Raw genomic sequence first — 22,698 nt, 5'->3', positions numbered from 1 at the left:
TTTCGTCGGAACGCCGCCCGGAGCAAGCTCGCTCCTACAACAGGTGGTCGTGCGGCCAAAAGCCGGGTTAGACTCCTTGATCCTGCCCAACCCGCTCAGTGATGCTTTCCGATGCTTGAACAGTACGTCAAAAAGATCCTCACCTCGCGCGTTTATGACGTTGCCGTAGAAACCCCATTGCAGACTGCCCGTCAGCTCTCCGAGCGGCTGGGCAACGAGATTTTGCTCAAGCGTGAAGACTTGCAGCCGGTGTTCTCGTTCAAGATTCGCGGCGCCTACAACAAGCTGACTCAACTGAGCGACGAAGAGCGTGCCCGCGGCGTGGTCACCGCTTCCGCGGGCAATCATGCGCAAGGCCTGGCCCTGGCCGCCAAGGTCCTGGGCGTGAAAGCCACCATCGTCATGCCCAAGACCACGCCCGAGATCAAGGTCGAAGGCGTGCGTTCGCGCGGTGGCAAAGTGGTGCTGCACGGCGATTCGTTTCCGGAGGCCCTGGCCTACTCGCTGAAACTGGTCGACGAAAAAGGCTACGTCTACATTCACCCCTACGACGATCCCCACACCATTGCCGGGCAGGGCACGGTGGCCATGGAGATTTTGCGCCAGCACCCGGCGCCCCTGGATGCGATCTTCGTGCCGGTGGGCGGCGGCGGCCTGATCGCCGGTATCGCGGCCTACGTGAAGTACCTGCGGCCGGACATCAAAATCATCGGCGTCGAGCCGGATGACTCCAATTGCCTGCAAGCCGCCATGGCGGCCGGCGAGCGCGTGGTGTTGCCGACCGTGGGCATCTTCGCCGACGGCGTAGCGGTGGCCCAGATCGGCCAGTACACCTTTGAGATCTGCAAAGACTACGTCGACGAAGTCATCACCGTCAGCACCGACGAAATCTGTGCGGCGATCAAGGACATCTACGACGATACCCGTTCGATCACCGAACCGGCCGGCGCCCTGGGCGTGGCCGGGATCAAGAAGTACGTCGAGTCCCGCGGCGTCAGCGGCCAGACCTTCGTAGCCATCGACTCCGGGGCCAACGTCAACTTCGACCGCCTGCGCCATGTCGCCGAGCGCGCCGAACTGGGCGAGGGCCGCGAAGCCATCATCGCCGTGACCATCCCTGAGAAGCCGGGGAGCTTCAAGGCGTTCTGCGAAGCCATCGGCAAGCGCCAGATCACCGAATTCAACTACCGCTACAACACCGGCAGCGAAGCGCACATCTTCGTTGGCGTGCAGACCCATCCGGACACCGACCCGCGCCGCGCGTTGATCGCCAGCCTGGGCGAGCAGGGCTTCCCGGTCGTCGACCTGACCGACAACGAACTGGCCAAGCTGCATATCCGTCACATGGTTGGCGGTCGTGCCGCTCACGTGGTCGATGAAGTGATCCTGCGCTTCGAATTCCCGGAGCGTCCGGGTGCGCTGTTCAACTTCCTCAACAAGCTCGGCGGGCGCTGGAACATCTCGATGTTCCATTATCGTAACCATGGTGCGGCCGATGGCCGTGTGGTCGCGGGCCTGCAAGTACCTCACGATGAACGTCACCTGGTACCTGCGGCACTGGAAGAAATTGGCTACCCGTACTGGGATGAAAGCGACAACCCGGCGTATCAGCTGTTTCTTGGCTGAGCGGCTACGCTGATGGGCAGGTCATAAGGAATAACGACGATGGAAACGCTAACCGCCCTGAAAGCGGCGCACATGGTGGCGACGGTGGTGCTGCTGCTGGGTGCGCTGGGCTTGGGCATCTGGGTTTGGCGCGCGCGGCGTAGCGGCGACGCGACGGCAGGCAGCCGCACCCTGCAACGGCCGCGAGTGTTCATCTGGTTGTTGATGGGGCTGGCGCTGTTGAGCATGCCGTTTACCGGCTGGGGGATGGTGCACCTGGTGGGTTGGCCGTTGGGGCAGACTTGGTTGCTGGCTTCCAGTGTGCTTTACACCGTGGCGGCGTTGGCGTGGTTCTGGTTGTTGGTGCGCCTGAACAAACTGCGCAAGACGCCGGGTGGGGTGGGCAGATTTACCTTTGCCTTGGCGTTGTTCAGTTTTGTCTGTTTTGTGGCGATTGCCGGGTTGATGGGGGCCAAGCCTGTGTAGGAGCGAGCTTGCTCGCGATGGTCGTTAACGAAAACGCGGGGTGCCTGACTCTCCGCAGCGACCTTAAGTTTTTCGCGAGCAAGCTCGCTCCTACAGGGTGGAGCTCAATTAATCGCGCAAGCTAATCACCGGCCACCCACGCTTCTCAGCCTCAGCCCGCAAATTCGGATCCGGATCAACCGCCACCGGATTCGCCACCTGCTCCAGCAACGCCAGATCATTCATCGAGTCGCTATAAAAGTAGCTGTCCTCGAGGTTGTACCCGGTCTCTTCCAGCCAACGATTCAGCCTTGTCACCTTGCCTTCACGAAAGCACGGTACATCGGTACTGCGCCCGGTATAACGGCCGTCCTGCATCTCGCATTCGGTGGCGATCAGGGTCTCGACGCCCAGGCGTGTGGCAATGGGGCCGGTCACGAAGCGGTTGGTGGCGGTGATGATCACCAGTTTGTCGCCGGCATCGCGATGTTTGGCCAGCAACTCGATCGCCTTGGGCAGCATGATCGGTTCGATGCAGTCGCGCATGTAGTCGCTGTGCCACAGATCCAGGGTGGCCATTTCGGTACGGCCGAGCACTTCCAGGCAGAAGTTCAGGTAGGCGGCGTTATCCAGCTTGCCGGCCAGGTAGTCCTGGTAAAACTCGTCGTTGCGTGTTTTGTAGGCGACGGCGTCGAGGAAGCCGCGCTCACACAGGTAATCGCCCCAGGCATGGTCGCTGTCGCCGCCCAGAAGCGTGTTGTCCAAGTCGAATAAAGCCAGCCGCATTGCAGTTACTCGCTGAAAAGTCTGTAGAAAGGCGTCCAGAATACGGACTTTTCACAAGAGTGCACATAACGTAGACCGGCGCGTTGCTGCCTTCACAACCTTTGTGGAACAATGCGACGACATGCGTTTGCGAGGTTGTTGCCGTGATCGACCCCGATGGTTTCCGTCCTAATGTCGGGATCATTCTCACGAATGATGCCGGCCAGGTGCTGTGGGCTCGCCGTATCAATCAAGATGCCTGGCAGTTTCCTCAAGGTGGGATCAACCCCCAGGAGACGCCGGAAGACGCCTTGTACCGCGAGCTGAACGAAGAAGTTGGCCTGGAGCGCGAAGATGTTGAAATACTCGCCTGCACCCGGGGCTGGTTGCGCTATCGTTTGCCGCAACGTCTGGTCAGGACGCACAGCCAGCCGCTGTGCATCGGCCAGAAACAGAAATGGTTTCTCCTGCGCCTGATCTCCAACGAGCAGCGGGTGCGGATGGATTTGACCGGTAAACCGGAATTCGATGGCTGGCGCTGGGTCAGCTATTGGTATCCGTTGGGCCAGGTGGTGACATTCAAGCGCGAGGTGTATCGACGCGCCCTCAAAGAGCTTGCCCCGCGCCTTTTAGCGCGCGACTGACGACGGAGTTCGACCCCGAGCCATGCTCAATACGCTGCGCAAGATCGTCCAGGAAGTTAACTCCGCCAAGGATCTCAAGGCGGCGTTGGGGATTATTGTGTTGCGCGTCAAAGAGGCCATGGGCAGCCAGGTCTGCTCGGTCTATCTGCTTGACCCGGAGACCAACCGCTTCGTGCTGATGGCCACCGAGGGCTTGAACAAGCGCTCGATCGGCAAGGTCAGCATGGCGCCCAATGAAGGTCTGGTCGGCCTGGTCGGCACGCGTGAAGAACCCCTGAACCTCGAAAACGCCGCGGATCACCCGCGTTACCGCTACTTCGCCGAAACCGGTGAAGAGCGCTACGCGTCGTTCCTCGGGGCGCCGATCATTCACCACCGCCGCGTCGTCGGCGTGTTGGTCATCCAGCAAAAAGAACGCCGCCAGTTCGATGAAGGTGAAGAAGCCTTCCTCGTGACCATGAGCGCGCAGCTCGCCGGGGTTATCGCCCATGCCGAGGCCACCGGTTCGATCCGTGGCCTGGGCCGGCAGGGCAAGGGTATCCAGGAAGCCAAGTTCGTCGGTGTGCCGGGCTCGCCTGGCGCGGCGGTGGGCACGGCGGTGGTCATGTTGCCACCGGCCGACCTGGACGTGGTGCCCGACAAGACCATTACCGACATCGAAGCTGAACTCGGGTTGTTCAAGACCGCCATCGAAGGCGTTCGGGCCGACATGCGCACCTTGTCGGCCAAGCTCGCCACCCAGTTGCGCCCGGAAGAACGGGCCCTGTTCGACGTCTACCTGATGATGCTCGACGACGCGGCGCTGGGCAACGAAGTGACCACCGTGATCAAGACCGGCCAGTGGGCCCAGGGCGCGTTACGCCAGGTGGTCACCGATCACGTCAACCGTTTTGAACTGATGGACGACGCCTACCTGCGTGAGCGCGCCTCGGACGTCAAGGACCTCGGCCGTCGCCTGCTCGCCTACTTGCAGGAAGAGCGCCAGCAAACCCTGGTCTACCCCGACAACACCATCCTGGTCAGCGAGGAACTGACGCCGGCCATGCTCGGCGAGGTGCCGGAAAACAAGCTGGTGGGCCTGGTGTCGGTACTCGGTTCGGGCAACTCCCACGTGGCGATTCTTGCCCGGGCCATGGGCATTCCGACGGTGATGGGCCTGGTCGACCTGCCGTATTCCAAGGTCGATGGCATCGGCATGATCGTCGACGGTCATCGCGGCGAGGTCTACACCAACCCCAGCGACGTGCTGCGCAAGCAGTTCGCCGAGATGGTCGAGGAAGAGAAACAACTGGCCCTGGGCCTCGATGCGCTGCGTGACCTGCCGTGTGTCACGGTCGATGGTCACCGCATGCCGCTGTGGGTCAACACCGGCCTGTTGGCGGATGTGGCGCGGGCACAGAAACGCGGCGCCGAAGGCGTGGGTCTGTATCGCACCGAAGTGCCGTTCATGATCAACCAGCGGTTCCCCAGCGAAAAGGAACAGCTGGCGATCTATCGCGAGCAACTCGCCGCCTTCCACCCGCAACCGGTGACCATGCGCAGCCTGGACATCGGCGGCGACAAGTCGCTGTCGTACTTCCCGATCAAGGAAGACAACCCTTTCCTCGGCTGGCGCGGCATTCGTGTCACCCTCGACCACCCGGAAATCTTCCTGGTGCAGACCCGCGCCATGCTCAAGGCCAGCGAAGGCTTGAACAACCTGCGGATCCTGCTGCCGATGATCTCCGGCACTCACGAGCTGGAAGAGGCCTTGCACCTGATTCACCGGGCCTGGGGCGAAGTCCGCGACGAAGGTTGCGACGTGCCCATGCCGCCTGTCGGTGTGATGATCGAGATTCCGGCGGCGGTTTATCAGACCAAGGAACTGGCACGTCAGGTGGACTTCCTGTCGGTCGGCTCCAACGACCTGACCCAGTACCTGCTGGCCGTGGACCGCAACAACCCACGGGTGGCCGACCTCTACGATTACCTGCACCCGGCGGTGCTCCAGGCCCTGCAGAACGTGGTGCGCGACGCCCATGCCGAAGGCAAACCGGTGAGCATCTGCGGCGAGATGGCCGGTGATCCGGCTGCGGCGGTGCTGTTGATGGCGATGGGCTTCGACAGCCTGTCGATGAACGCCACCAACCTGCCGAAGGTGAAGTGGATGCTGCGTCAGATCAACCTGAGCAAGGCCAAGGAATTGCTCGCCGAGCTGATGACCATCGACAACCCGCAGGTTATCCACAGCTCGCTGCAATTGGCGCTGAAGAACCTTGGGCTGGCGCGGATGATCAATCCGGCGGCGATCAAGGTTCTCTGAAACGCTGAGGGCCTCATCGCTGGCAAGCCAGCTCCTACAGGGGATTTGCATCGTTCAGAGATCTAATGTGGGAGCGGGCTTGCTCGCGAAGGGGCCGGCACGGACAACGCAACTAAATCCTGATTTCCACTTCCCCAAGATGCCCCCCATACGGCCCGAAACTCCGTTCAACCAAACGCCGCGACCCATCCGCCTGCACAATCAACGCCGTACTCGCCCGAGTGCCATAACTCTGGCTGGCAATGAACACACTCGACAGCAACGTCTCTGTCGCCAGCCCCACCCCGGTATCCGGCAACTCGGCAAAGGGTGCGGTCTGCGGGTCGTTCAGCAAGGCCAACAACGCCTGGGGTTGCGGATCATCCAGCACCTCGCTCAACGCCGCCCTGGCCTTGAGCAGTTTCGGCCACGGCGTATCCAGCCCGGCGTTCGACAGGCCGTAGACCCCCGGTGGCAGCATCACTGCTTCCGATTCCCGGGCATTGAAGTGCCACAGCTCGTTGGCGTTGCCGATCAGCAGGTTAAACCCGCCATATTCCGGCGAACGGGCGACAACGTCGTCTAAATAGTCGTCAATTGGCAGGTCTTTGGTGAGGAATCCTGCCACCAGTTCACCGCGAGACCGGCGCCCCGGCGGTCGATGCGGGTCGCGGATGTTGGTCAGCGCAGCAAAACGCCCATTGGCGCCGACACCCAGCCAGGTGCCACCCGCCTCCAGGTCGCGCCCGGCGTGCACCTGCGGAGCTTCGGGCCATTGCGCCAGCGGCAGGCTGGGGCGGGCATAGAATTCGTCGCGGTTGGCCGCCACGATCAGCGGTTGGGCGTGGCCCGGTCGCCAGGCGAAAACAATCAGGCACATAAGGTGATCCCTGTGTGTTTTTTGCCCACTCTACGCAGTCATGGTGCGGGTATCCATCGCCATCCAGTGGAGCCCGAGGCCATGCATCCGTTACCATGCCGCTCCGGTTTTGGGGTTGGGTGGGGAAACAGCATGGAATTTCTGCTCTATCTGGCGCTTGGCGCCTGTGCCGGAGTGCTGGCCGGGCTGTTCGGCGTGGGGGGTGGAATCATCATCGTCCCGGTGCTGGTGTTCAGTTTCAAAGCGCAGGGATTTGATCCGTCGATCCTCACGCACCTGGCCGTGGGCACCTCGCTGGCGACGATCATCTTTACCTCGGTCAACGCCATTCGTGAGCATCACCGCCGCGGGGCGGTGCGCTGGCCAGTTTTTGCGTGGATGACCCTGGGTATCTTGGTCGGTGCGGGTTTTGGCGCACTGACCGCCGAAGCGATCTCCGGGCCCAACCTGCAAAAGATCATCGGCATGTTCGCCCTGGTCATCGCCGCGCAGCTGGCGTTGGACCTCAGGCCCAAGGCCAGCCGAACGGTGCCGGGGAAAGTCGGTCTGACTGTTGCCGGCAGCGTGATTGGCTGGGCTTCGGCGATTTTCGGCATTGGCGGCGGTTCGCTGACCGTGCCGTTCCTGACCTGGCGCAGCGTGCCGATGCAGCAAGCGGTGGCGACGTCATCGGCCTGCGGCCTGCCGATTGCATTGTCCAGTGCATTATTTTTCATGATTCTGGGCTGGCACGATCCATTGCTGCCAGCCCATAGTCTCGGTTTCATTTATTTGCCGGCGTTGTTGGGCATTGCCCTGACCAGCATGGTCTTCGCCCGCTTCGGCGCGCGACTGGCGCACAATCTGTCGCCCAGGTTGCTGAAAAGACTGTTTGCCGCTTTGCTGTTCTGCGTCGGTCTGAGCTTTCTAGTCTGAAGCATCTGCTCTGACGGGCAGCACAATCCTGGCTTAATCCTGAGGTGGCAGCGTCGCCCGGGAATTGATTTGAACTCATGAGGAGTCGCAATGCTGCCTTACCCGCAGATCGACCCGGTGGCCCTGGCCATCGGTCCGCTGAAAATCCACTGGTACGGGTTGATGTACCTGATCGGCATCGGCGGCGCCTGGCTGCTGGCGTCGCGCCGGTTGAACCGCTTCGACCCGACCTGGACCAAGGAGAAGCTCTCCGACATGGTGTTCTGGATGTCGATGGGGGTGATCGTCGGCGGCAGGTTGGGCTACGTGCTGTTCTACGACCTGAGCGCCTATATCGCCAACCCGCTGCTGATCTTTGAAGTGTGGAAGGGCGGCATGTCGTTCCACGGCGGCTTCATCGGCGTGATGCTGGCGGCCTTGTGGTTCGGTAAAAAGAACAACAAGTCGTTTTTCCAGCTGATGGATTTCGTCGCGCCGATGGTGCCGATCGGCCTGGGCGCCGGACGTATCGGCAACTTCATCAACGCCGAGTTATGGGGCAAGGCAACCGACGTGCCGTGGGCGATGGTCTTCCCGACCGACCCGGCGCAACTGGCGCGTCACCCCTCGCAGCTGTATCAGTTCGCGCTCGAAGGCGTGGCGCTGTTCCTGATCCTCTGGCTGTACTCGCGCAAGCCGCGGCCGACCATGGCGGTGTCGGGGATGTTCGCGCTGTTCTATGGCATCTTCCGTTTCATCGTCGAATTCGTCCGCGTCCCGGATGCGCAACTGGGCTATCTGGCCTGGAACTGGCTGACCATGGGCCAGGTGCTGTGCGTACCGATGATCGTCGGCGGGCTGTTCCTGATCTGGCTGGCGTATCACCGCGCCCCGGCAACTCCAGCGGCAGCCGTATAAAATTCGAACCCCGTAGCGATGGCTGCGGGTTCAAGGACACAGGTAACTCATGAAGCAATATCTCGAACTGGTCGCCCACGTCATCAAGAACGGCACCAAACAGGCCAACCGCACGGGCGTGAACACCATCAGCTTTCCGGGCGCGATGCTGCGCTACGACCTGAAGGAAGGTTTCCCGGCGATCACCACGCGCAAGATGGCCTTTAAATCGGCCATCGGCGAAATGTGCGGGTTCCTGCGTGGCGTGAACAATGCCGCCGAATTCCGTGCGTTGGGCTGCAAGGTCTGGGACCAGAACGCCAACGAAAACGCCCAGTGGCTGGCCAACCCGTTCCGCCAGGGTGAAGACGACCTCGGTGAAATCTACGGCGTGCAATGGCGCAAATGGCCGGCATACAAACAGATCCCGGTGAGCAACCCGGCCGCCATCGAGCAGACCCTGAAGCAAGGCTACCGCCAGATCGCCGAAGGCGAAGAAGATGGCCAGGCCTACGTGGTGCTGTACAAGGCCATCGACCAGGTTCGCCAGTGCGTCGACACCATCATCAAGGACCCGGGCAGCCGCCGCATCCTGTTCCACGGCTGGAACGTCGCCCAGCTCGATGAAATGGCCTTGCCGCCGTGCCATCTGCTGTACCAGTTCCACCCGAATGTAGAGACCAGGGAGATTTCCCTGACCCTCTACATCCGTTCGAACGACCTGGGCCTGGGCACGCCGTTCAACCTCACTGAAGGCGCCGCGCTGCTGAGCCTGATCGGGCGCCTGACCGGCTACACGCCGCGCTGGTTCACCTATTTCATCGGTGATGCCCACGTCTACGAAAATCACCTGGACATGCTCAACGAACAGCTCAAGCGCGAGCCGTTCCCGATGCCGAAGCTGGTGATCAGCGACCGTGTGCCGGACTTTGCCAAGACCGGTGTTTATCAGCCGGAGTGGCTGGAGTTGGTGGAGCCGAGTGATTTTTCGCTTGAGGGCTACCAGCACCACGCACCCATGACCGCGCCGATGGCCGTCTGACTGGCACCGCTTCGCGGTGATCGCTGGCAAGCCAGCTCCTACAGGATCACACCGAACCTGTAGGAGCTGGCTTGCCAGCGATGGCGTCCTCAATGCCCATGACTTCTCCCGACATGGGAATGCTCCACCTCCGTCGCCACAACCCCGCCACTCACCTCCAACCGCTGCAAAATCCCGCACTGATCGACATCCGGCCCTTCGCCACAGCGTTGGCGCAGGTCGAGCAACTGTGTCTGCAACGCCATCAACCCATCGATCCGCGCCTTGACGTGGTGGATGTGCTCGTCGATCAGCGCATTCACGCTTTCACACTGATCCTGCGGACTGTCGCGAAAGGCCAGCAGGCTGCGGATTTCCTCGAGGGTCATGTCGAGGGTGCGGCAGTTGCGGATGAAGGTCAGGCGTTCGGCGTGGGCCTGGGTATAGACGCGGTAGTTGCCGTCACTGCGGGCCGGCTCCGGCAGCAGGTTCTCGCGTTCGTAGTAGCGGATGGTTTCTACGGCGCAGTCGGTGAGTTTGGAGAGTTCTCCAATCTTCATGACGGCAATCTCCAAATGGGTGCTTGACCCTATAGTGGCTACAGGGTCTTTACTTGGCAACAGGCACCTTCAAGGACGCGACCTGATGAGCGATTCCCTTCATACCCACAAACCCGAGGCTGAGCACGATCACAGCCACAAACTGCAGCCTGTGCAGAAACATGCCCATGGTGATTCCTGCTGTTCGTCGAAAGCAGCGGCGCCATCGCTGATCAAGTTGAGCGAAACGCCGACCGCTGGCGCGCGGCTGAGCAGTTTCCGCATTGAGGCCATGGATTGTCCGACCGAGCAAACACTGATCCAGAACAAACTCGGCAAGCTGGCGGGTGTGCAGCAGCTGGAATTCAACCTGATCAACCGTGTGTTGGGCGTCACCCATGACCTGCCGAGCACCGCGCCGATCATCGACGCCATCAAGTCCCTCGGCATGCAGGCCGAGCCGATAGAGAAGGGCGTTGAAGCACCCGCGCCGGCTCCAGAGAAGAAACCCTGGTGGCCTTTGGCGCTGTCAGGTATTGGCGCACTGGCCGCGGAATTGATCCATTTCACCAACGCTGCGCCTAACTGGGTGGTAGCGATCATTGCGCTGGTCTCGATCCTCAGCGGCGGCCTCGGTACCTATAAAAAAGGCTGGATCGCGCTTAAGAACCTCAACCTGAACATCAACGCACTGATGAGTATCGCCGTGACCGGCGCGATCCTCATCGGCCAATGGCCGGAAGCGGCGATGGTGATGTTCCTGTTCACCGTGGCCGAGTTGATCGAGGCCAAATCCCTGGACCGGGCGCGCAACGCCATCAGCGGCTTGATGCAGATGACGCCGGAGCAGGCCACGGTGCTGCAGGCCGATGGCAGCTGGACCACGCAAGATGTCAAAACCATCCAGCTCGGTGCGCGGGTGAGGGTGCGACCTGGCGAGCGCATCGGTCTGGACGGTGAAGTTGTGTCCGGCAGTTCGACCATCGACCAGGCGCCGATCACCGGTGAAAGCCTGCCGGTGGAGAAATCAGTTGGCGACAAGGTGTTCGCTGGCACCATCAATCAGGCCGGTTCCCTTGAATATGCCGTGACTGCTGAAGCGAACCATTCGACGCTGGCGCGGATCATCCACGCCGTCGAACAGGCTCAAGGCGCGCGGGCACCCACCCAGCGATTCGTTGACCAGTTTTCGAAAATCTACACGCCGGCCGTGTTCATCTTCGCCCTCGCAGTGGCAGTGATTCCGCCACTGTTCATGGACGCATTGTGGTTCGACTGGATCTATCGCGCTCTGGTGTTGCTGGTGGTTGCGTGCCCCTGCGCACTGGTGATTTCCACCCCGGTGACCATTGTCAGCGGGCTCGCCGCCGCCGCGCGCAAGGGCATTCTGGTGAAGGGCGGCGTTTATCTTGAAGGCGGCTACAAGCTCGACTACCTGGCGCTGGATAAAACCGGAACCATCACCCATGGCAAGCCGGTGCAGACCGATTATCTGTCGCTTGACCCGACTGCCGACGAATCTGCTCCGGCGCTTGCCGCCGCGCTGGCCGGTCGTTCGGATCACCCGGTGTCGCTGGCCATCGCCAATGCGGCTGTGGATAAACAACTCGCGCCGTTGGTTGTGGATAATTTCGAGGCACTGGCCGGGCGCGGGGTGCGCGGTGATATCAATGGTCAGACCTATCACCTGGGCAACCATCGGCTGGTGGAAGAGCTGAACCTGTGCTCGCCCGAGCTGGAGGAGAAGCTGTTCGCGCTGGAAAAGCAGGGTAAATCCGTAGTACTGCTGCTAGATCAATCCGGTCCTTTGGCGCTGTTCGCCGTGGCCGACACGGTGAAGGAATCCAGCCGCGAAGCGATCCAGCAGCTGCATGACCTGGGCATCAAGACCCTGATGCTCACGGGCGACAACGTGCACACCGCCCAGGCGATTGCCGCCCAGGTCGGCATCGACGAGGCCAAGGGCGATCTGCTGCCCAGCGACAAGTTGCAGGCGATCGAAGCGCTGTACGCCAAGGGGCATAACGTCGGCATGGTGGGTGACGGCATCAATGACGCGCCGGCATTGGCCCGTTCCGAAATTGGTTTCGCCATGGCGGCCGCGGGTACCGACACGGCCATTGAAACCGCGGATGTCGCCCTGATGGACGACGATCTGCGCAAAATCCCGGCGTTCATTCGCCTGTCGCGCCAGACCTCGAGCATCCTCAAGCAGAACATCGCCCTGGCATTGGTGATCAAGGCGATCTTTCTTGGGGTAACCTTCGCCGGGCTCGCTACCATGTGGATGGCGGTGTTTGCCGACATGGGCGTGAGCCTGTTGGTGGTGTTCAATGGACTGCGCCTGTTGCGCAAATAGACGATGAGGGACGGTTGTGCTGAGTGCCGAGCTGAAGGCGTTTTACATGGTTGCCCGCTTGGGCAGCATCACCCTGGCAGCGAAAAAGCTCGGCTTGAGCCAACCCACGGTGACCACCCAGATTCGCAACCTGGAAAGCCAGTACTCGGTTGAATTGTTCTACCGAGGCGGCCGCCGTCTCAGCGTCAGCGATGAGGGTGCGCGGCTGTTGCCGATGGTCAAGGCGCTGCTGCAGCAGGAAGCCGACATCGAGTTTTTCCTGCGCAACAGCGGGCAGGTCCAAGGCACGTTGCGCATTGCCGCTACGGCGCCGTATTACATCCTTGACCTTGTGAAGACCTTCCGCGAGCGCCTGCCGCAGGTGGAGGTGTCGGTGGAGATCGGCAATTCCCAGCAAGTGCTGGAGGCGCTCGAGGACTATCGGGTCGATGTCGCGGCGTCCTCGCAGTTGCTGGAGGATGCGCGGCTGATTCGGCGGGTGCTCGGCAGTGATCCGTTGGTGCTGGCGGTGCATCGCAATCATCCGCTGGCGGTTCACGATCACGTGTCGCTGGGTGCCTTGGCGGGGCATACCTTGTTGATGCGCGAACCGGGTTCGACCACCCGTCGTCTGACCGAAGAATTGCTCGCGAGCGCCGGTGTGTGTTTCGGGCCGCTGCTGGAAATCGGCAGCCGCGAGTCGATCCGCGAGGCGGTGTTGCGCAACATCGGCATCAGCATCATCGCCCGCCAGGAAGTGCCGCACGATCCACAGTTGCGGGTGCTGACGATCGAGGATGCGCCGCAGATTCCTGAATATCTGTACTGCCTCAAAGAGAGAAAAAACGCCCGGTTGCCAGCGGCGTTCCTGGGGTTGGCGCAGGAAATGTCTCCGGCCTGAGCTCTGCGGTGATTGTTCGGTCCTCTTCGCTGGCAAGCCAGCTCCTACAGGGGAATGCGATAAACTGTAGGAGCTGGCTTGCCAGCGAAGGGGTCAGCACAGACACCGAACCAAAATCCTCGAATACCACTATCGGCAGTTTTTGCCTTACTGCCACATGACGGACGCATTACAACCCTAGGATGGCCCCATCTGCCAGATGAGGTCCGTCCATGAACAACTCGATCGCCACCGCCCTGACCAACCCCGGCGCCCCCATGAAGGTGCGCGGTGTACAGAAGCGCTTTGGCGCCTTTACCGCGCTGGACAATGTTTCCCTCGACGTGGCGGCCGGTGAGCTGGTGTGCCTGTTGGGGCCTTCGGGCTGTGGCAAAACCACCTTGCTGCGCTGCATCGCCGGTCTGGAGAAGCAGGACAGCGGCGAGCTGTACCTGGGCGATCGCGACGTTTCCCACCTGGCGCCCCAGGCGCGAGACTACGGCATTCTGTTTCAGTCCTACGCGCTGTTTCCCAATCTCACCGTCGAAGCCAATATTGCCTACGGCCTGGCCGGCAGTGGTCGCGACCAGGTGCGCCAGCGCGTTGGCCAGATGCTGGAACTGGTGGGCCTTGGCGGCAGCGAGAAAAAGTACCCCGGCCAATTGTCCGGCGGCCAGCAGCAGCGCGTGGCGCTGGCTCGCGCCTTGGCCCCGGCACCTTCTTTGTTGCTGCTGGACGAACCGATGTCGGCCCTCGATGCCCGCGTGCGTGAGCACCTGTGCACCGAGCTGCGCCAGCTGCAACGCAGCCTCGGCATCACCACCCTGATGGTCACCCACAATCAGGACGAGGCCATGCTGATGGCCGACCGCATTGCCGTGATGAACAACGGCAAGGTCGAGCAGTACGCCACGCCGCAGGAAATCTACAACCGTCCGGCCACGCCGTTCGTGGCGGAGTTCGTCGGCCAGGGCAACTGGTTGCCGTTCCAGCGCAGCAGCGACAACCACGCCCAGGTCGGCGGGATGAGCATGCGCCTCGCCGATGGCGGCGCCAAGACCGCGTCGGGCCGTCTGTTCTGCCGTCCGGAAGCGATCAACGTCAACCCGCTGGTGCACGAGGAAAACCTGTTCCCGGCCAAGGTTCGGGAAATCACCTTCCTCGGTAACCGTTGCCGCATGAGTTTCGAACTCGATCAATTGCCGGGTCATGCGCTGTTGGCGGAGCTGGCACCGGAAGCCATGCCGCGCCTGGGCGCCCAGCAGATCATGGTCGCCTTGCCGCCACGCAGCCTGCAGGTGTTTGCCTGATGAGCGCGAATATCGCGCTGCCGCTGCCGCAAAATCAGGTGCGGCAGACTTCCCGTGCCGAGATCGGCGACCGGCTGTTCGTGGTCGGCGGCAAAGTCCTTCTGCTGGCGTTGTTGGGCGTCGCCGTATTGATGCCGTTGCTGGCGATCTTCTGGCGTGGCTTCAGCGCCGAGGCCGGGCAGGGGGGTGGTTGGGTCGCTGCCAAAGAGCTGGTGACCAGCGAGAACTTCCACTGGTTGCTCGGCAACAGCCTGAAGGTGTCCCTCAGCGTGGCGGCCATTGTCGTACCGCTGGCCTACCTGTTTGCCTACGCACTGCAACGCACCCTGATTCCCGGCAAAGGCATCTGGCGTGGCATTTCGCTGCTGCCGTTGATGGCGCCGTCGATGCTGCCCGGCATTGCGCTGGTTTACCTGTTCGGCAACCAGGGCATGCTGCGTAGCCTGCTCTCGGACAACATCTACGGTTTCTGGGGCATTGTGCTCGGTGAAGTCATCTACACCTTTCCGCATGCCTTGATGATCCTGCTGTCGGCCCTGTCCCTGGCGGATGCGCGCCTGTTCGATGCCGCTTCCAGCATGGGTGCCAGCCCGGCAAAAGCCTTCCGCAGCATCACCTGGCCAGCGACCCGCCAGGCGGTATTCGCCGCGTTCTGCCTGGTGTTCACCCTGACCATCACTGACTTCGGCGTACCCGTGGTGGTCGGTGGCGACTATCAGGTGCTGGCGCTGGAAGCCTACAAGGCGGTGGTCGGCCAGCAACAGTTCGGTCGCGGCGCATTGATCGGCATGGTGCTGTTGCTGCCGGCGCTGTTCAGCTTCGGGGTCGATGCCTGGTTGCGTCGCCGTCATGGCGATTCCATGAGCGGTCGTGCCCAGGTGTTCAAGCCTGCGCCCTCGAAACTGCGCGACGGCTGCTACCTGGTCGTGGTCCTGCTGATCTGCAGCGCCTTGCTGCTGGTGTTCGGCATGGCGGTGTTCTCGTCCCTGGTGAAGTTCTGGCCGTACAACCTGTCGCTGTCGCTCAACCACTACCAGTTCAACGAAACCGCCGGCGGTGGCTGGCTGGCCTATGGCAACAGCGTGAAGATGGCGTTGTGCACGGCGCTGATCGGCAGTGTGCTGATTTTCACCGGTGCCTACCTGATGGAAAAAACCAGGGGCCAGCGCGGGCTTAACCTGACCCTGCGAATGCTCAGTTTCGTACCGATGGCGGTGCCGGGGCTGGTGCTGGGCCTGGGTTACGTCTTCTTCTTCAACCTCACCGGCAACCCGCTGCACGTGCTCTACGGGACCATGACGCTGTTAGTGGTCTGCACCATTGCTCACTATTTGACCACTGCGCAAATGACCGCCACCACCGCGCTGCGCCAACTCGATGCCGAGTTCGAAGCCGCCGCGCTGTCGCTCAAGGCGCCGCTGTATCGGCACTACCTGCGGGTCACCGTGCCTATCTGCCTGCCGGCGCTGCTGGACATCGTGCGCTACCTGTTCGTCTCGGCCATGACCACCGTCTCGGCGGCGATCTTCCTCTACAGCCCCGACACCATCCTCGCGGCGGTCGCGGTGCTGAACATGGACGACGCCGGCAACGTCGGCGGTGCGGCGGCGATGTCGACCCTGATTCTGTTCACCTCGGCGGGCGTGTCCCTGCTGCTGGCCTGGGCTTCGCGCGGTTTGCTGCGCCGCTCGCAAGCCTGGCGGCAGACCGCGCCCGGTCACTGATTCATACCCTCAACTCACATACAGGAAAAGATCATGTTCAAGCCTATGGCCCTGGCCGCTGCTGTCCTCACCGCTTTCAGCCTGAACGCCTTTGCGGCGAAAACCGAGTTGACGGTGTACACCGCCCTCGAAGCCGAGCAACTGAAGACCTACAAAGAAGCTTTCGAAAAGGCCAACCCGGACGTCGAGATCAAATGGGTGCGCGATTCCACCGGCATCATCACCGCCAAACTGCTGGCCGAAAAAGCCCGTCCGCAGGCTGACGCCGTGTGGGGCCTGGCCGCTTCGAGCCTGGCGATCCTCGACCAGCAAGGCATGCTGCAAAGCTACGCGCCAAAAGACCTGGGCAAGATCGGCGCCAACTATCGCGACGCCGCCAACCCACCTGCATGGGTCGGTATGGACGTCTGGGCCGCGACCATTTGCTTCAACACCGTCGAAGCCGAGAAACAGGGCCTGACCAAGCCCGTGAGCTGGCAGGACCTGACCAAGCCTGAATACAAAGGCAAGATCGTCATGCCTAACCCGGCATCGTCCGGCACCGGTTTCCTCGACGTCAGCGCCTGGCTGCAGACTTTCGGCGAGAAGCAGGGCTGGGCGTACATGGACGGCCTGCACCAGAACATCGGCCAGTACGTTCACTCTGGTTCCAAGCCTTGCAAACTGGCGGCGGCAGGGGAATTCCCGATCGGCATTTCCTTTGAATACCCGGCTGTTCAGCTGAAACGCCAAGGCGCACCGCTGGACATCATCCTGCCGAAGGAAGGCCTGGGCTGGGAGATCGAAGCGACGGCCGTGATCAAGGGCACTCCACATGAAGAAGCGGCGAAGAAACTGGCTGATTTCTCCGCCAGCGCCGAAGCGATGGATCTGTACAAGGAGAACTTCGCGGTTCTTGCGCAGCCAGGCATTGCCAAGCCGCAGACCGAACTGCCAGCGGACTACGAGCAGCGTTTGATCAAGAACGACTTCGCCTGGGCTTCGAAAAACCGCGACGAGATCCTGACCGAATGGCGCAAGCGTTATGACGGCAAGTCCGAGAAAGTGGCGGCCAAGTAAGATCTTCATCGGCTGACAGGGCCTCTTCGCTGGCAAGCCAGCTCCTACAGGTAAACGCATACCCCTGTAGGAGCTGGCTTGCCAGCGAAGGCGGCTTTGAATTCAGGACACCTCTAGATGACACAACACAACGACATGCTGATCATCGGCGCCGGCATCCTGGGCCTGTCCCATGCCTATGCCGCCGCCAAGCGCGGTCTCAAGGTCAGGGTTTTCGAACGCAGCGCAACGCCTCTAGGCGCATCGGTGCGCAACTTCGGCCAGGCATTGGTCACCGGCCAACCCCCGGGCCCGATGCTGGAGCTGGCCCGGGCCAGTCGCGACATCTGGGGCGACTGGGCGCAGCTCGCCGGCCTGCAACTCAAGCGCAACGGCTCATACCTGTTCGCCCGCACCGAAGCCGAAGAACAGTTGCTGGAAGCCTTTTGCGCCGGTCGCGCCGTGGAACACGGCTACCGCGTCGAGCTGCTGCGTGACGCCCAACTGGGTGATCTGTACAACGGCCAGTTCCGCCATCACCGCGCGGCGTTGCACGGCATGGACGACCAGCAACTGTATTCGCGTGAAGCGATTCCGGCGCTGATCGACTTTTTGCGTCGCGACCTGGGCGTCGAGTTTCACTTCTCCACCCTGGTGCGCGACATCGAACCGGGCCGCCTGCACAGCACCGCCGGCAGTTTCAGTGGCGAGCAGATTATCCTCTGTTCCGGTCACGACTATCAGACGTTGCTGGCCGAGCAGATCGCCCAGCTCGACCCGCAAATCTGCCGCCTGCAGATGCTCCGCGCCCGGCCGCAGATCAACCTTAACCTGCAACACGCAGTGCTCACCGGTTTGAGCTGCGTGCATTACGGTGCCTTCGCCGATTTGCCCGAAGCCGCGGCGGTGCAGGCCGAGATTCTCCGGCACGTGCCGCACCTGGATGAACACGGCATTCACCTGCTGATCAGCCCGACGCCCTATGGCGAGTTGATCATTGGCGACTCCCACCATTACGGCAGTGATCCGTCGCCCTTCAATGCCGAGCAGGTCGACGACTGGATGATCGAGTTGGCCGAGCAAACGCTGGGCTGCAAAGTGCAAGTGGTCGAACGCTGGCAGGGTGTCTATGGTTCACAGGGGCCGGGACCGTTTTCGTTCCTGCGTCCGGCAAAAGGCCTGGCTGTGGCATTGATGCACACCGGCGTCGGCATGAGTGTCGGGCCGGCCATGGCCGAACGTAACGTCGCCACCCTGTTGGGAGAAATCTGATGCAACGCAACGAGCAGGTAATCGCCGAAGTGTTCGCTTTGTACGAGCGCTTCGGTGGCAGCGACTACATCGGCGAGCCGGTGTCGCAGATCGAGCACATGTCCCAGGCCGCGCAACTGGCGATGGCCGAAGGCTTCGATGACGAAGTGGTGTTGGCAGCGTTTTTTCACGACATCGGGCATATCTGTACCGACAGTGCCGAGAACATGGGCGGCTTCGGCATAGTGAGTCATGAGCGGTTGGGCGCTGATTATTTGCGCCGTGCAGGTTTCAGCGAGCGGATGGCGCGGTTGGTGGAATATCACGTTCAAGCCAAGCGCTATCTGACGCTCAGAGAGCCGGGGTATTACGAGCGTCTGAGCGAAGCCAGCCGTCGCACCTTGGAATATCAGGGCGGCGTGATGTCCGAGGCCGAGGCCGATGCATTCGAGCAGGACCCGTTGTGCGCGGTCAGTTTGCGCATGCGTCAGTGGGATGAGCTGGCCAAGGAGATGCATGTGCCGGTGATTGATCTGGCGGTGTTGAAGGGCAAAGCATCGCGCCTGCTGGCGGCGTAAAGCCTGTGATACCGAGTTGCTGCATTCGCGAGCAAGCCCGCTCCCACATTGGATTTGTGATCGCCGCAAATTCAATGTGGGAGCGGGCTTGCTCGCGAAGAGGCCGGTCAGGCCACTAGAGCTGCTGCGCAAGTACCTCAACCTGCTCCTGCCGCTCCGCCTGATTCAACTTCGGATGCGCATTAAGCGAAGACCACTGCGGATGCGCCCGCGCCCTGTTCAGGGCCTCGGGCAATTTACCTTCCCGCCAACTCTTGTCCTGCGGCGTGGCCACCTGAATGCTGTCCATCGCCGCATGCCCACGGGCGTTCAGCGCTTGCAGCAGTTGCCGCTGACGCAACGCCAACAACCGCAACACGCTGTCATCCACCGTCAGTTCGCGCTGGCCCTTGATCTTGCCCAGCAAGCGGCTGCCATAACTGCGCGCGGTTTGCAGGGCGCCGCCGGCAATCGCCCCGGCCAGGGCGGCAGCACCGAGCGTCAGGCCGCCGACCAGCAAGTCGACGCCGGCCCCCGCGGCGGCACCGGCCGCGATACCACCGCCCACCCGCACGCCCAGTTGCTTGAGGGTTTCGGGGTTGAACAAGTCATCGCCCCAACGCCCGTCGAGCAGCGGCAGATCACTGGCCGCGGCGTCCTGCGGGCGAAACGCGTAGAGCTTGAGCAGCGCTTCGACACAACGCTGCTCGCGTTGGCGTACGGCTTTGCGCAGCTCATCGATCGCCTGCTGTTCCTGCTGCACATCGCTGACAACGCTGCGCCGGCACGCGGCGCAATCGATCAGCAATTCGGCAATCAGGCGCACGGCGCTGCGCTCACGGGCCAGGCGTTGTGCCTGCTGGTCGGCGATCAGGCGTTCCAGTTGTGGCCGTGCGGTTTCCAGCAGCAGCGCCAGGCTTTCATAGAGCCGGCGTTCGCCATCCTCCGGCGGTGCGACGCTGTCGAAGCGAACCAGCGCATGCAAACCAAGGCGCGCCAGGGCTTCACGCCACGCCGGCTCGCGGTGGTTGGCGCTGCTGACAAAATTCAGCACCGGCAGCAGGGGTTTGCCGCAGCTGGCCAGCACTTCCAGCTCATCGCGATACTTGGCCAGGACCGGTTCCCGGGCGTCGATCACATAGAGCCCGGCGTCCGACGCCAGCAACTGGCGCAGCACCTTGGCCTCCTGTTCGAAACGCTGCCGGGCTTCGCTGCCCTCAAGAAAACGCGCCAGCCGCGCCGGGCCATCCAGTCGCTCGCCGGGACGCTCCAGGCGTTCGAGGTAGTCGAGCAGGGCGATGGCGTCTTCCAGTCCCGGGGTGTCGTAGAGATCCAGCAAGGGCTCGCCGTCCACCGACAACCGCGCGCCTTCGACATGCCGCGTGGTGCTGGGGCGGTGGGACACTTCGCCGAAACCGACATCGCGGGTCAGGGTGCGCAACAACGAGGTTTTGCCGACGTTGGTGTGGCCGACCACGGCGAGTTTCAGGGGCTGCTTGCTGGTGTCAGTCATGACCCGTCTCCAGCCAGTTCATCGGAGCGCAATCGGCGAACGGCAATTCCAGCTGTTGCAGCGCCACATGCCAGTCGCCCAGGCGTTCGGCGTCCAGCGCTTCCCCGGGCGGCGCCTGCAACAACCACACGCGGGTGGCGCTGGCGCTGCGGGCCAGTTCGGCGATCAGCGCCAGGCTGCCGCGGTCCGGCGAGCGCCGTGGATCGCACGCGATCGCCAGGCGCGCAGGAGGAAAACGGCTCAGTTGCTCGAGGAGTTTGTTGCGCGATTCGCGGCTGTCGAGGATCCCGGCGTTGCTGACGTTCTTCGCCAGTTGGGGCGGCCACGGACGGTCGTCGTCCAGCTCGATGGCGACCAAGAGTGCGCCATCGCTGTGCTGTTCGCTGACGCCGCTTTGCACTCGATGAAGTTGTGCTGGCGCGGCATCGCTGACCCCCAGGCGTTCGCTGGTGGGCATCAGCCGTTCGCGCAGTTGGGCATAACCTGGCAGGTTCAGGTCGAGCTGCAAGCTTGTGCGGCCGGACTTCCAGCGCCACAGACAAAACAGCGCCAACACCAGGCGCGGCGCCACGCCGTAGACCAGCAACACGCCTACCAGCCAAGCCGCCCAGGCCTGGCGGGCACTTTCGATGTTCAGTGCGGCGTCGCCACTGGCGCGGATCATCGCCTCGGTGGGCACGCTGAAGCCGAGCAAGGCCGGTAGCGCGCCGAGGGCCTGGGTCACGGCAATGAAGGTGTCAGCACTGAGGATCGTGGTTTCCCAGACGAAGCCGTAGCGTCGGGTGGCCATCAACGTCAACAGAATCACCAGGGCACTGAGCATCGCCAATAACCACAGGCCATTGACCAATACGCCGATGGCCCAGCGATTGAGTTTCCGGCGTTGCAGCAACAGCAGCAGGGCCGGTGCCAGTTGTGCGGCCTTGGCGTCCCGGGCGAGTTTTTCGCTGAGCCACAACCACAGGCGCCCAAGGCTGGCGCCGTGTTCGCCGGCAAACACCAGGTCCAGGGCCCAACTCAGCAGCAGGATCAGGTTGAGCCCGAGCAGGCTGCCCAGCGCCCAGAACACATTCACCGGGTGCAGGCCGTCGCCCATGGCGGCAAAGGCCAGGCCGGCGCCGCTGACCACGGCCAGCACCGCCATAACGATCAGCGCCAGTCGCGCGCCTTGTTGCCAGTGTTTGAGTGCATCGCTCAGGCCATCGCGCTCGGCCAGCCACAGGGCGCGGCGTTGAATGCGCGTCGGCAGATCGCCGCCGGCGCTGCGGGCCAATCGGTTGGCTTCCAGATCTTCCAGGGGACCGGCGTGTTCTTCGCGCAGGCGGATGGTTTCTGTCAGCCAGAGAGTATTCAGTTCAGTCACGCAGCATCCCGTCGCTTAATTGAACTGTGAGCATAACCGCTGTGGCGCTGGTCGGGGGGGCCGTTGCGAGATGTTGAGCCTCTGGTATCCTCGTCAGCATGAAAAAAACTCTTACTCTAAGTCTGATCGCAGCTCTCGGTGAAAATCGAGTGATTGGCGTGAATAACAGCATGCCCTGGCACCTGCCGGGGGATTTCAAGTACTTCAAAGAAACAACGCTTGGCAAGCCGATCATCATGGGTCGCAAAACTTGGGATTCCCTCGGCCGTCCGCTACCCGGCCGCTTGAACATCGTGGTCAGCCGTCAAGCGGAACTGCAGTTGGAAGGTGCAGAGGTTTATCCGTCGCTGGAAGCTGCGGTAGTTCGAGCTGAAGAGTGGGCTCGTGAGCAATGTGTCGACGAAGTTATGTTGATTGGTGGCGCTCAATTGTATGCGCAAGGGTTGTCACACGCTGATCGGCTGTATCTGACCAGTGTCGCGTTGAGTCCAGAAGGTGATGCGTGGTTCCCAGAGTTCGATTCGAAACAATGGAAGCTGGTGTGGGATAAATTGAATCCGCCCGAAGGTGACAAACCGGCGTACACATTTGAGGTTTGGGAGAAAGTCTAAAAGCATCGCCAGCAGGCTGGCTCCCACAGTGGGTTTGAGGAGAAACACAGATTGTGTCATCACCCAAAACCCCTGTGGGAGCCAGCCTGCTGGCGATGAGGCCCGCTCAGACGCTCAAGAAT

Annotated in this window: 20 protein-coding genes; 15 read left to right on the top strand and 5 right to left on the bottom strand. The window is 62.0% G+C overall.

From position 1 onward, the window contains the following. The first annotated feature begins 111 nt into the window (after positions 1-111). Complete coding sequence (gene ilvA, locus ACM6I6_RS25530; RefSeq protein WP_274073606.1) at positions 112-1,626, top strand: threonine ammonia-lyase, biosynthetic; 1,515 nt, start codon at positions 112-114, stop codon at positions 1,624-1,626. 39 nt (positions 1,627-1,665) lie between these two features. Beyond that, entirely contained in the window at positions 1,666-2,091 is a 426-nt protein-coding gene (locus ACM6I6_RS25525; RefSeq protein WP_414920878.1) for a DUF2269 family protein, read from the top strand. 108 nt (positions 2,092-2,199) lie between these two features. On the opposite strand, the gene ACM6I6_RS25520 is transcribed toward ACM6I6_RS25525, so the two are convergent. Beyond that, on the bottom strand, positions 2,200-2,856 hold the full coding sequence (locus ACM6I6_RS25520; protein ID WP_406592326.1) for an HAD family hydrolase: 657 nt from the start codon (positions 2,854-2,856) through the stop codon (positions 2,200-2,202). A gap of 143 nt (positions 2,857-2,999) precedes the next feature. Here ACM6I6_RS25520 and ACM6I6_RS25515 point away from each other — a divergent pair, with 143 nt between their 5' ends. Continuing rightward, positions 3,000-3,479, top strand: coding sequence for an RNA pyrophosphohydrolase (locus ACM6I6_RS25515; protein WP_007897732.1), 480 nt, complete (start codon positions 3,000-3,002; stop codon positions 3,477-3,479). Positions 3,480-3,501: 22 nt separating this feature from the next. Further along, the gene (gene ptsP / locus ACM6I6_RS25510; RefSeq protein WP_274073603.1) at positions 3,502-5,781 is read left to right on the top strand and encodes a phosphoenolpyruvate--protein phosphotransferase; all 2,280 of its coding nucleotides are present in this window, start codon (positions 3,502-3,504) and stop codon (positions 5,779-5,781) included. Positions 5,782-5,893: 112 nt separating this feature from the next. Here ptsP and ACM6I6_RS25505 read toward each other — a convergent pair whose 3' ends face one another. Then, on the bottom strand, positions 5,894-6,640 hold the full coding sequence (locus ACM6I6_RS25505; RefSeq protein WP_274073602.1) for an NRDE family protein: 747 nt from the start codon (positions 6,638-6,640) through the stop codon (positions 5,894-5,896). Between the two features lie 132 nt (positions 6,641-6,772). On the opposite strand from ACM6I6_RS25505, the gene ACM6I6_RS25500 reads away from it, so the two are divergent. The 3 genes from ACM6I6_RS25500 (at position 6,773) to ACM6I6_RS25490 (ending at position 9,473) form a co-directional block, all read left to right on the top strand. Beyond that, positions 6,773-7,555, top strand: coding sequence for a sulfite exporter TauE/SafE family protein (locus ACM6I6_RS25500; protein WP_414920877.1), 783 nt, complete (start codon positions 6,773-6,775; stop codon positions 7,553-7,555). Between the two features lie 90 nt (positions 7,556-7,645). Further along, a complete protein-coding gene (lgt, locus tag ACM6I6_RS25495) occupies positions 7,646-8,452 on the top strand; it encodes a prolipoprotein diacylglyceryl transferase (protein WP_274073600.1) in 807 nt (268 codons plus the stop codon). Between the two features lie 49 nt (positions 8,453-8,501). Further along, entirely contained in the window at positions 8,502-9,473 is a 972-nt protein-coding gene (locus tag ACM6I6_RS25490) for a thymidylate synthase (protein ID WP_414920876.1), read from the top strand. 89 nt (positions 9,474-9,562) lie between these two features. On the opposite strand, the gene cadR is transcribed toward ACM6I6_RS25490, so the two are convergent. Then, positions 9,563-10,012 (bottom strand): Cd(II)/Pb(II)-responsive transcriptional regulator, encoded by a 450-nt coding sequence (gene cadR / locus ACM6I6_RS25485; protein WP_414920875.1) that lies wholly within the window; start codon positions 10,010-10,012, stop codon positions 9,563-9,565. Between the two features lie 85 nt (positions 10,013-10,097). On the opposite strand from cadR, the gene ACM6I6_RS25480 reads away from it, so the two are divergent. From ACM6I6_RS25480 to ACM6I6_RS25450, 7 genes are all read left to right on the top strand, one after another. Next, positions 10,098-12,350 carry a heavy metal translocating P-type ATPase gene (locus ACM6I6_RS25480; RefSeq protein ID WP_414920874.1) on the top strand — a complete coding sequence of 751 codons (2,253 nt, stop codon included), beginning with the start codon at positions 10,098-10,100 and terminating at the stop codon, positions 12,348-12,350. A 16-nt stretch (positions 12,351-12,366) separates the two neighbouring features. Continuing rightward, positions 12,367-13,230: a LysR family transcriptional regulator gene (locus ACM6I6_RS25475; RefSeq protein ID WP_274075691.1), complete on the top strand. Its 864-nt coding sequence runs from the start codon at positions 12,367-12,369 to the stop codon at positions 13,228-13,230. 212 nt (positions 13,231-13,442) lie between these two features. After that, positions 13,443-14,519, top strand: coding sequence for a putative 2-aminoethylphosphonate ABC transporter ATP-binding protein (locus tag ACM6I6_RS25470; protein ID WP_323606643.1), 1,077 nt, complete (start codon positions 13,443-13,445; stop codon positions 14,517-14,519). Further along, complete coding sequence (locus ACM6I6_RS25465; RefSeq protein WP_323606642.1) at positions 14,519-16,243, top strand: putative 2-aminoethylphosphonate ABC transporter permease subunit; 1,725 nt, start codon at positions 14,519-14,521, stop codon at positions 16,241-16,243. The genes ACM6I6_RS25470 and ACM6I6_RS25465 overlap by 1 nt, the downstream gene beginning before the upstream one ends. A 33-nt stretch (positions 16,244-16,276) precedes the next feature. Beyond that, positions 16,277-17,302, top strand: coding sequence for a putative 2-aminoethylphosphonate ABC transporter substrate-binding protein (locus ACM6I6_RS25460; RefSeq protein WP_274075688.1), 1,026 nt, complete (start codon positions 16,277-16,279; stop codon positions 17,300-17,302). Positions 17,303-17,419: 117 nt separating this feature from the next. Beyond that, a complete protein-coding gene (locus ACM6I6_RS25455; protein WP_414920873.1) occupies positions 17,420-18,553 on the top strand; it encodes a TIGR03364 family FAD-dependent oxidoreductase in 1,134 nt (377 codons plus the stop codon). Next, entirely contained in the window at positions 18,553-19,110 is a 558-nt protein-coding gene (locus tag ACM6I6_RS25450; protein WP_274075686.1) for a phosphonate degradation HD-domain oxygenase, read from the top strand. The genes ACM6I6_RS25455 and ACM6I6_RS25450 overlap by 1 nt, the downstream gene beginning before the upstream one ends. A 115-nt stretch (positions 19,111-19,225) precedes the next feature. On the opposite strand, the gene ACM6I6_RS25445 is transcribed toward ACM6I6_RS25450, so the two are convergent. Both ACM6I6_RS25445 and ACM6I6_RS25440 read right to left on the bottom strand, forming a co-directional pair. Continuing rightward, positions 19,226-20,602, bottom strand: a complete 1,377-nt coding sequence (locus tag ACM6I6_RS25445; RefSeq protein WP_323606640.1) for a GTPase/DUF3482 domain-containing protein — start codon at positions 20,600-20,602, stop codon at positions 19,226-19,228. Next, complete coding sequence (locus ACM6I6_RS25440) at positions 20,595-21,965, bottom strand: DUF2868 domain-containing protein (protein WP_414920872.1); 1,371 nt, start codon at positions 21,963-21,965, stop codon at positions 20,595-20,597. The genes ACM6I6_RS25445 and ACM6I6_RS25440 overlap by 8 nt, the downstream gene beginning before the upstream one ends. A 98-nt stretch (positions 21,966-22,063) precedes the next feature. Here ACM6I6_RS25440 and ACM6I6_RS25435 point away from each other — a divergent pair, with 98 nt between their 5' ends. Next, positions 22,064-22,576, top strand: coding sequence for a dihydrofolate reductase (locus ACM6I6_RS25435; RefSeq protein WP_323606638.1), 513 nt, complete (start codon positions 22,064-22,066; stop codon positions 22,574-22,576). Positions 22,577-22,698 lie beyond the last annotated feature (122 nt).

This window comes from Pseudomonas sp. IT-P218 (genome assembly GCF_949767605.1).
Taxonomy (GTDB): domain Bacteria; phylum Pseudomonadota; class Gammaproteobacteria; order Pseudomonadales; family Pseudomonadaceae; genus Aquipseudomonas; species Aquipseudomonas putida_AE.
Note: the sequence above shows the minus strand (reverse complement) of the source record. Positions and strands in the feature narration are given on the sequence as shown.

Coding starts and splice junctions, on each gene's coding strand:
- ilvA (WP_274073606.1), top strand. CDS start 112: ATGCTTGAACAGTACGTCAAAAAGATCCTCACCTCGCGCGTTTATGAC.
- ACM6I6_RS25525 (WP_414920878.1), top strand. CDS start 1,666: ATGGAAACGCTAACCGCCCTGAAAGCGGCGCACATGGTGGCGACGGTG.
- ACM6I6_RS25520 (WP_406592326.1), bottom strand. CDS start 2,856: ATGCGGCTGGCTTTATTCGACTTGGACAACACGCTTCTGGGCGGCGAC.
- ptsP (WP_274073603.1), top strand. CDS start 3,502: ATGCTCAATACGCTGCGCAAGATCGTCCAGGAAGTTAACTCCGCCAAG.
- ACM6I6_RS25505 (WP_274073602.1), bottom strand. CDS start 6,640: ATGTGCCTGATTGTTTTCGCCTGGCGACCGGGCCACGCCCAACCGCTG.
- ACM6I6_RS25500 (WP_414920877.1), top strand. CDS start 6,773: ATGGAATTTCTGCTCTATCTGGCGCTTGGCGCCTGTGCCGGAGTGCTG.
- lgt (WP_274073600.1), top strand. CDS start 7,646: ATGCTGCCTTACCCGCAGATCGACCCGGTGGCCCTGGCCATCGGTCCG.
- ACM6I6_RS25490 (WP_414920876.1), top strand. CDS start 8,502: ATGAAGCAATATCTCGAACTGGTCGCCCACGTCATCAAGAACGGCACC.
- cadR (WP_414920875.1), bottom strand. CDS start 10,012: ATGAAGATTGGAGAACTCTCCAAACTCACCGACTGCGCCGTAGAAACC.
- ACM6I6_RS25480 (WP_414920874.1), top strand. CDS start 10,098: ATGAGCGATTCCCTTCATACCCACAAACCCGAGGCTGAGCACGATCAC.
- ACM6I6_RS25470 (WP_323606643.1), top strand. CDS start 13,443: ATGAACAACTCGATCGCCACCGCCCTGACCAACCCCGGCGCCCCCATG.
- ACM6I6_RS25465 (WP_323606642.1), top strand. CDS start 14,519: ATGAGCGCGAATATCGCGCTGCCGCTGCCGCAAAATCAGGTGCGGCAG.
- ACM6I6_RS25460 (WP_274075688.1), top strand. CDS start 16,277: ATGTTCAAGCCTATGGCCCTGGCCGCTGCTGTCCTCACCGCTTTCAGC.
- ACM6I6_RS25455 (WP_414920873.1), top strand. CDS start 17,420: ATGACACAACACAACGACATGCTGATCATCGGCGCCGGCATCCTGGGC.
- ACM6I6_RS25450 (WP_274075686.1), top strand. CDS start 18,553: ATGCAACGCAACGAGCAGGTAATCGCCGAAGTGTTCGCTTTGTACGAG.
- ACM6I6_RS25445 (WP_323606640.1), bottom strand. CDS start 20,602: ATGACTGACACCAGCAAGCAGCCCCTGAAACTCGCCGTGGTCGGCCAC.
- ACM6I6_RS25435 (WP_323606638.1), top strand. CDS start 22,064: ATGAAAAAAACTCTTACTCTAAGTCTGATCGCAGCTCTCGGTGAAAAT.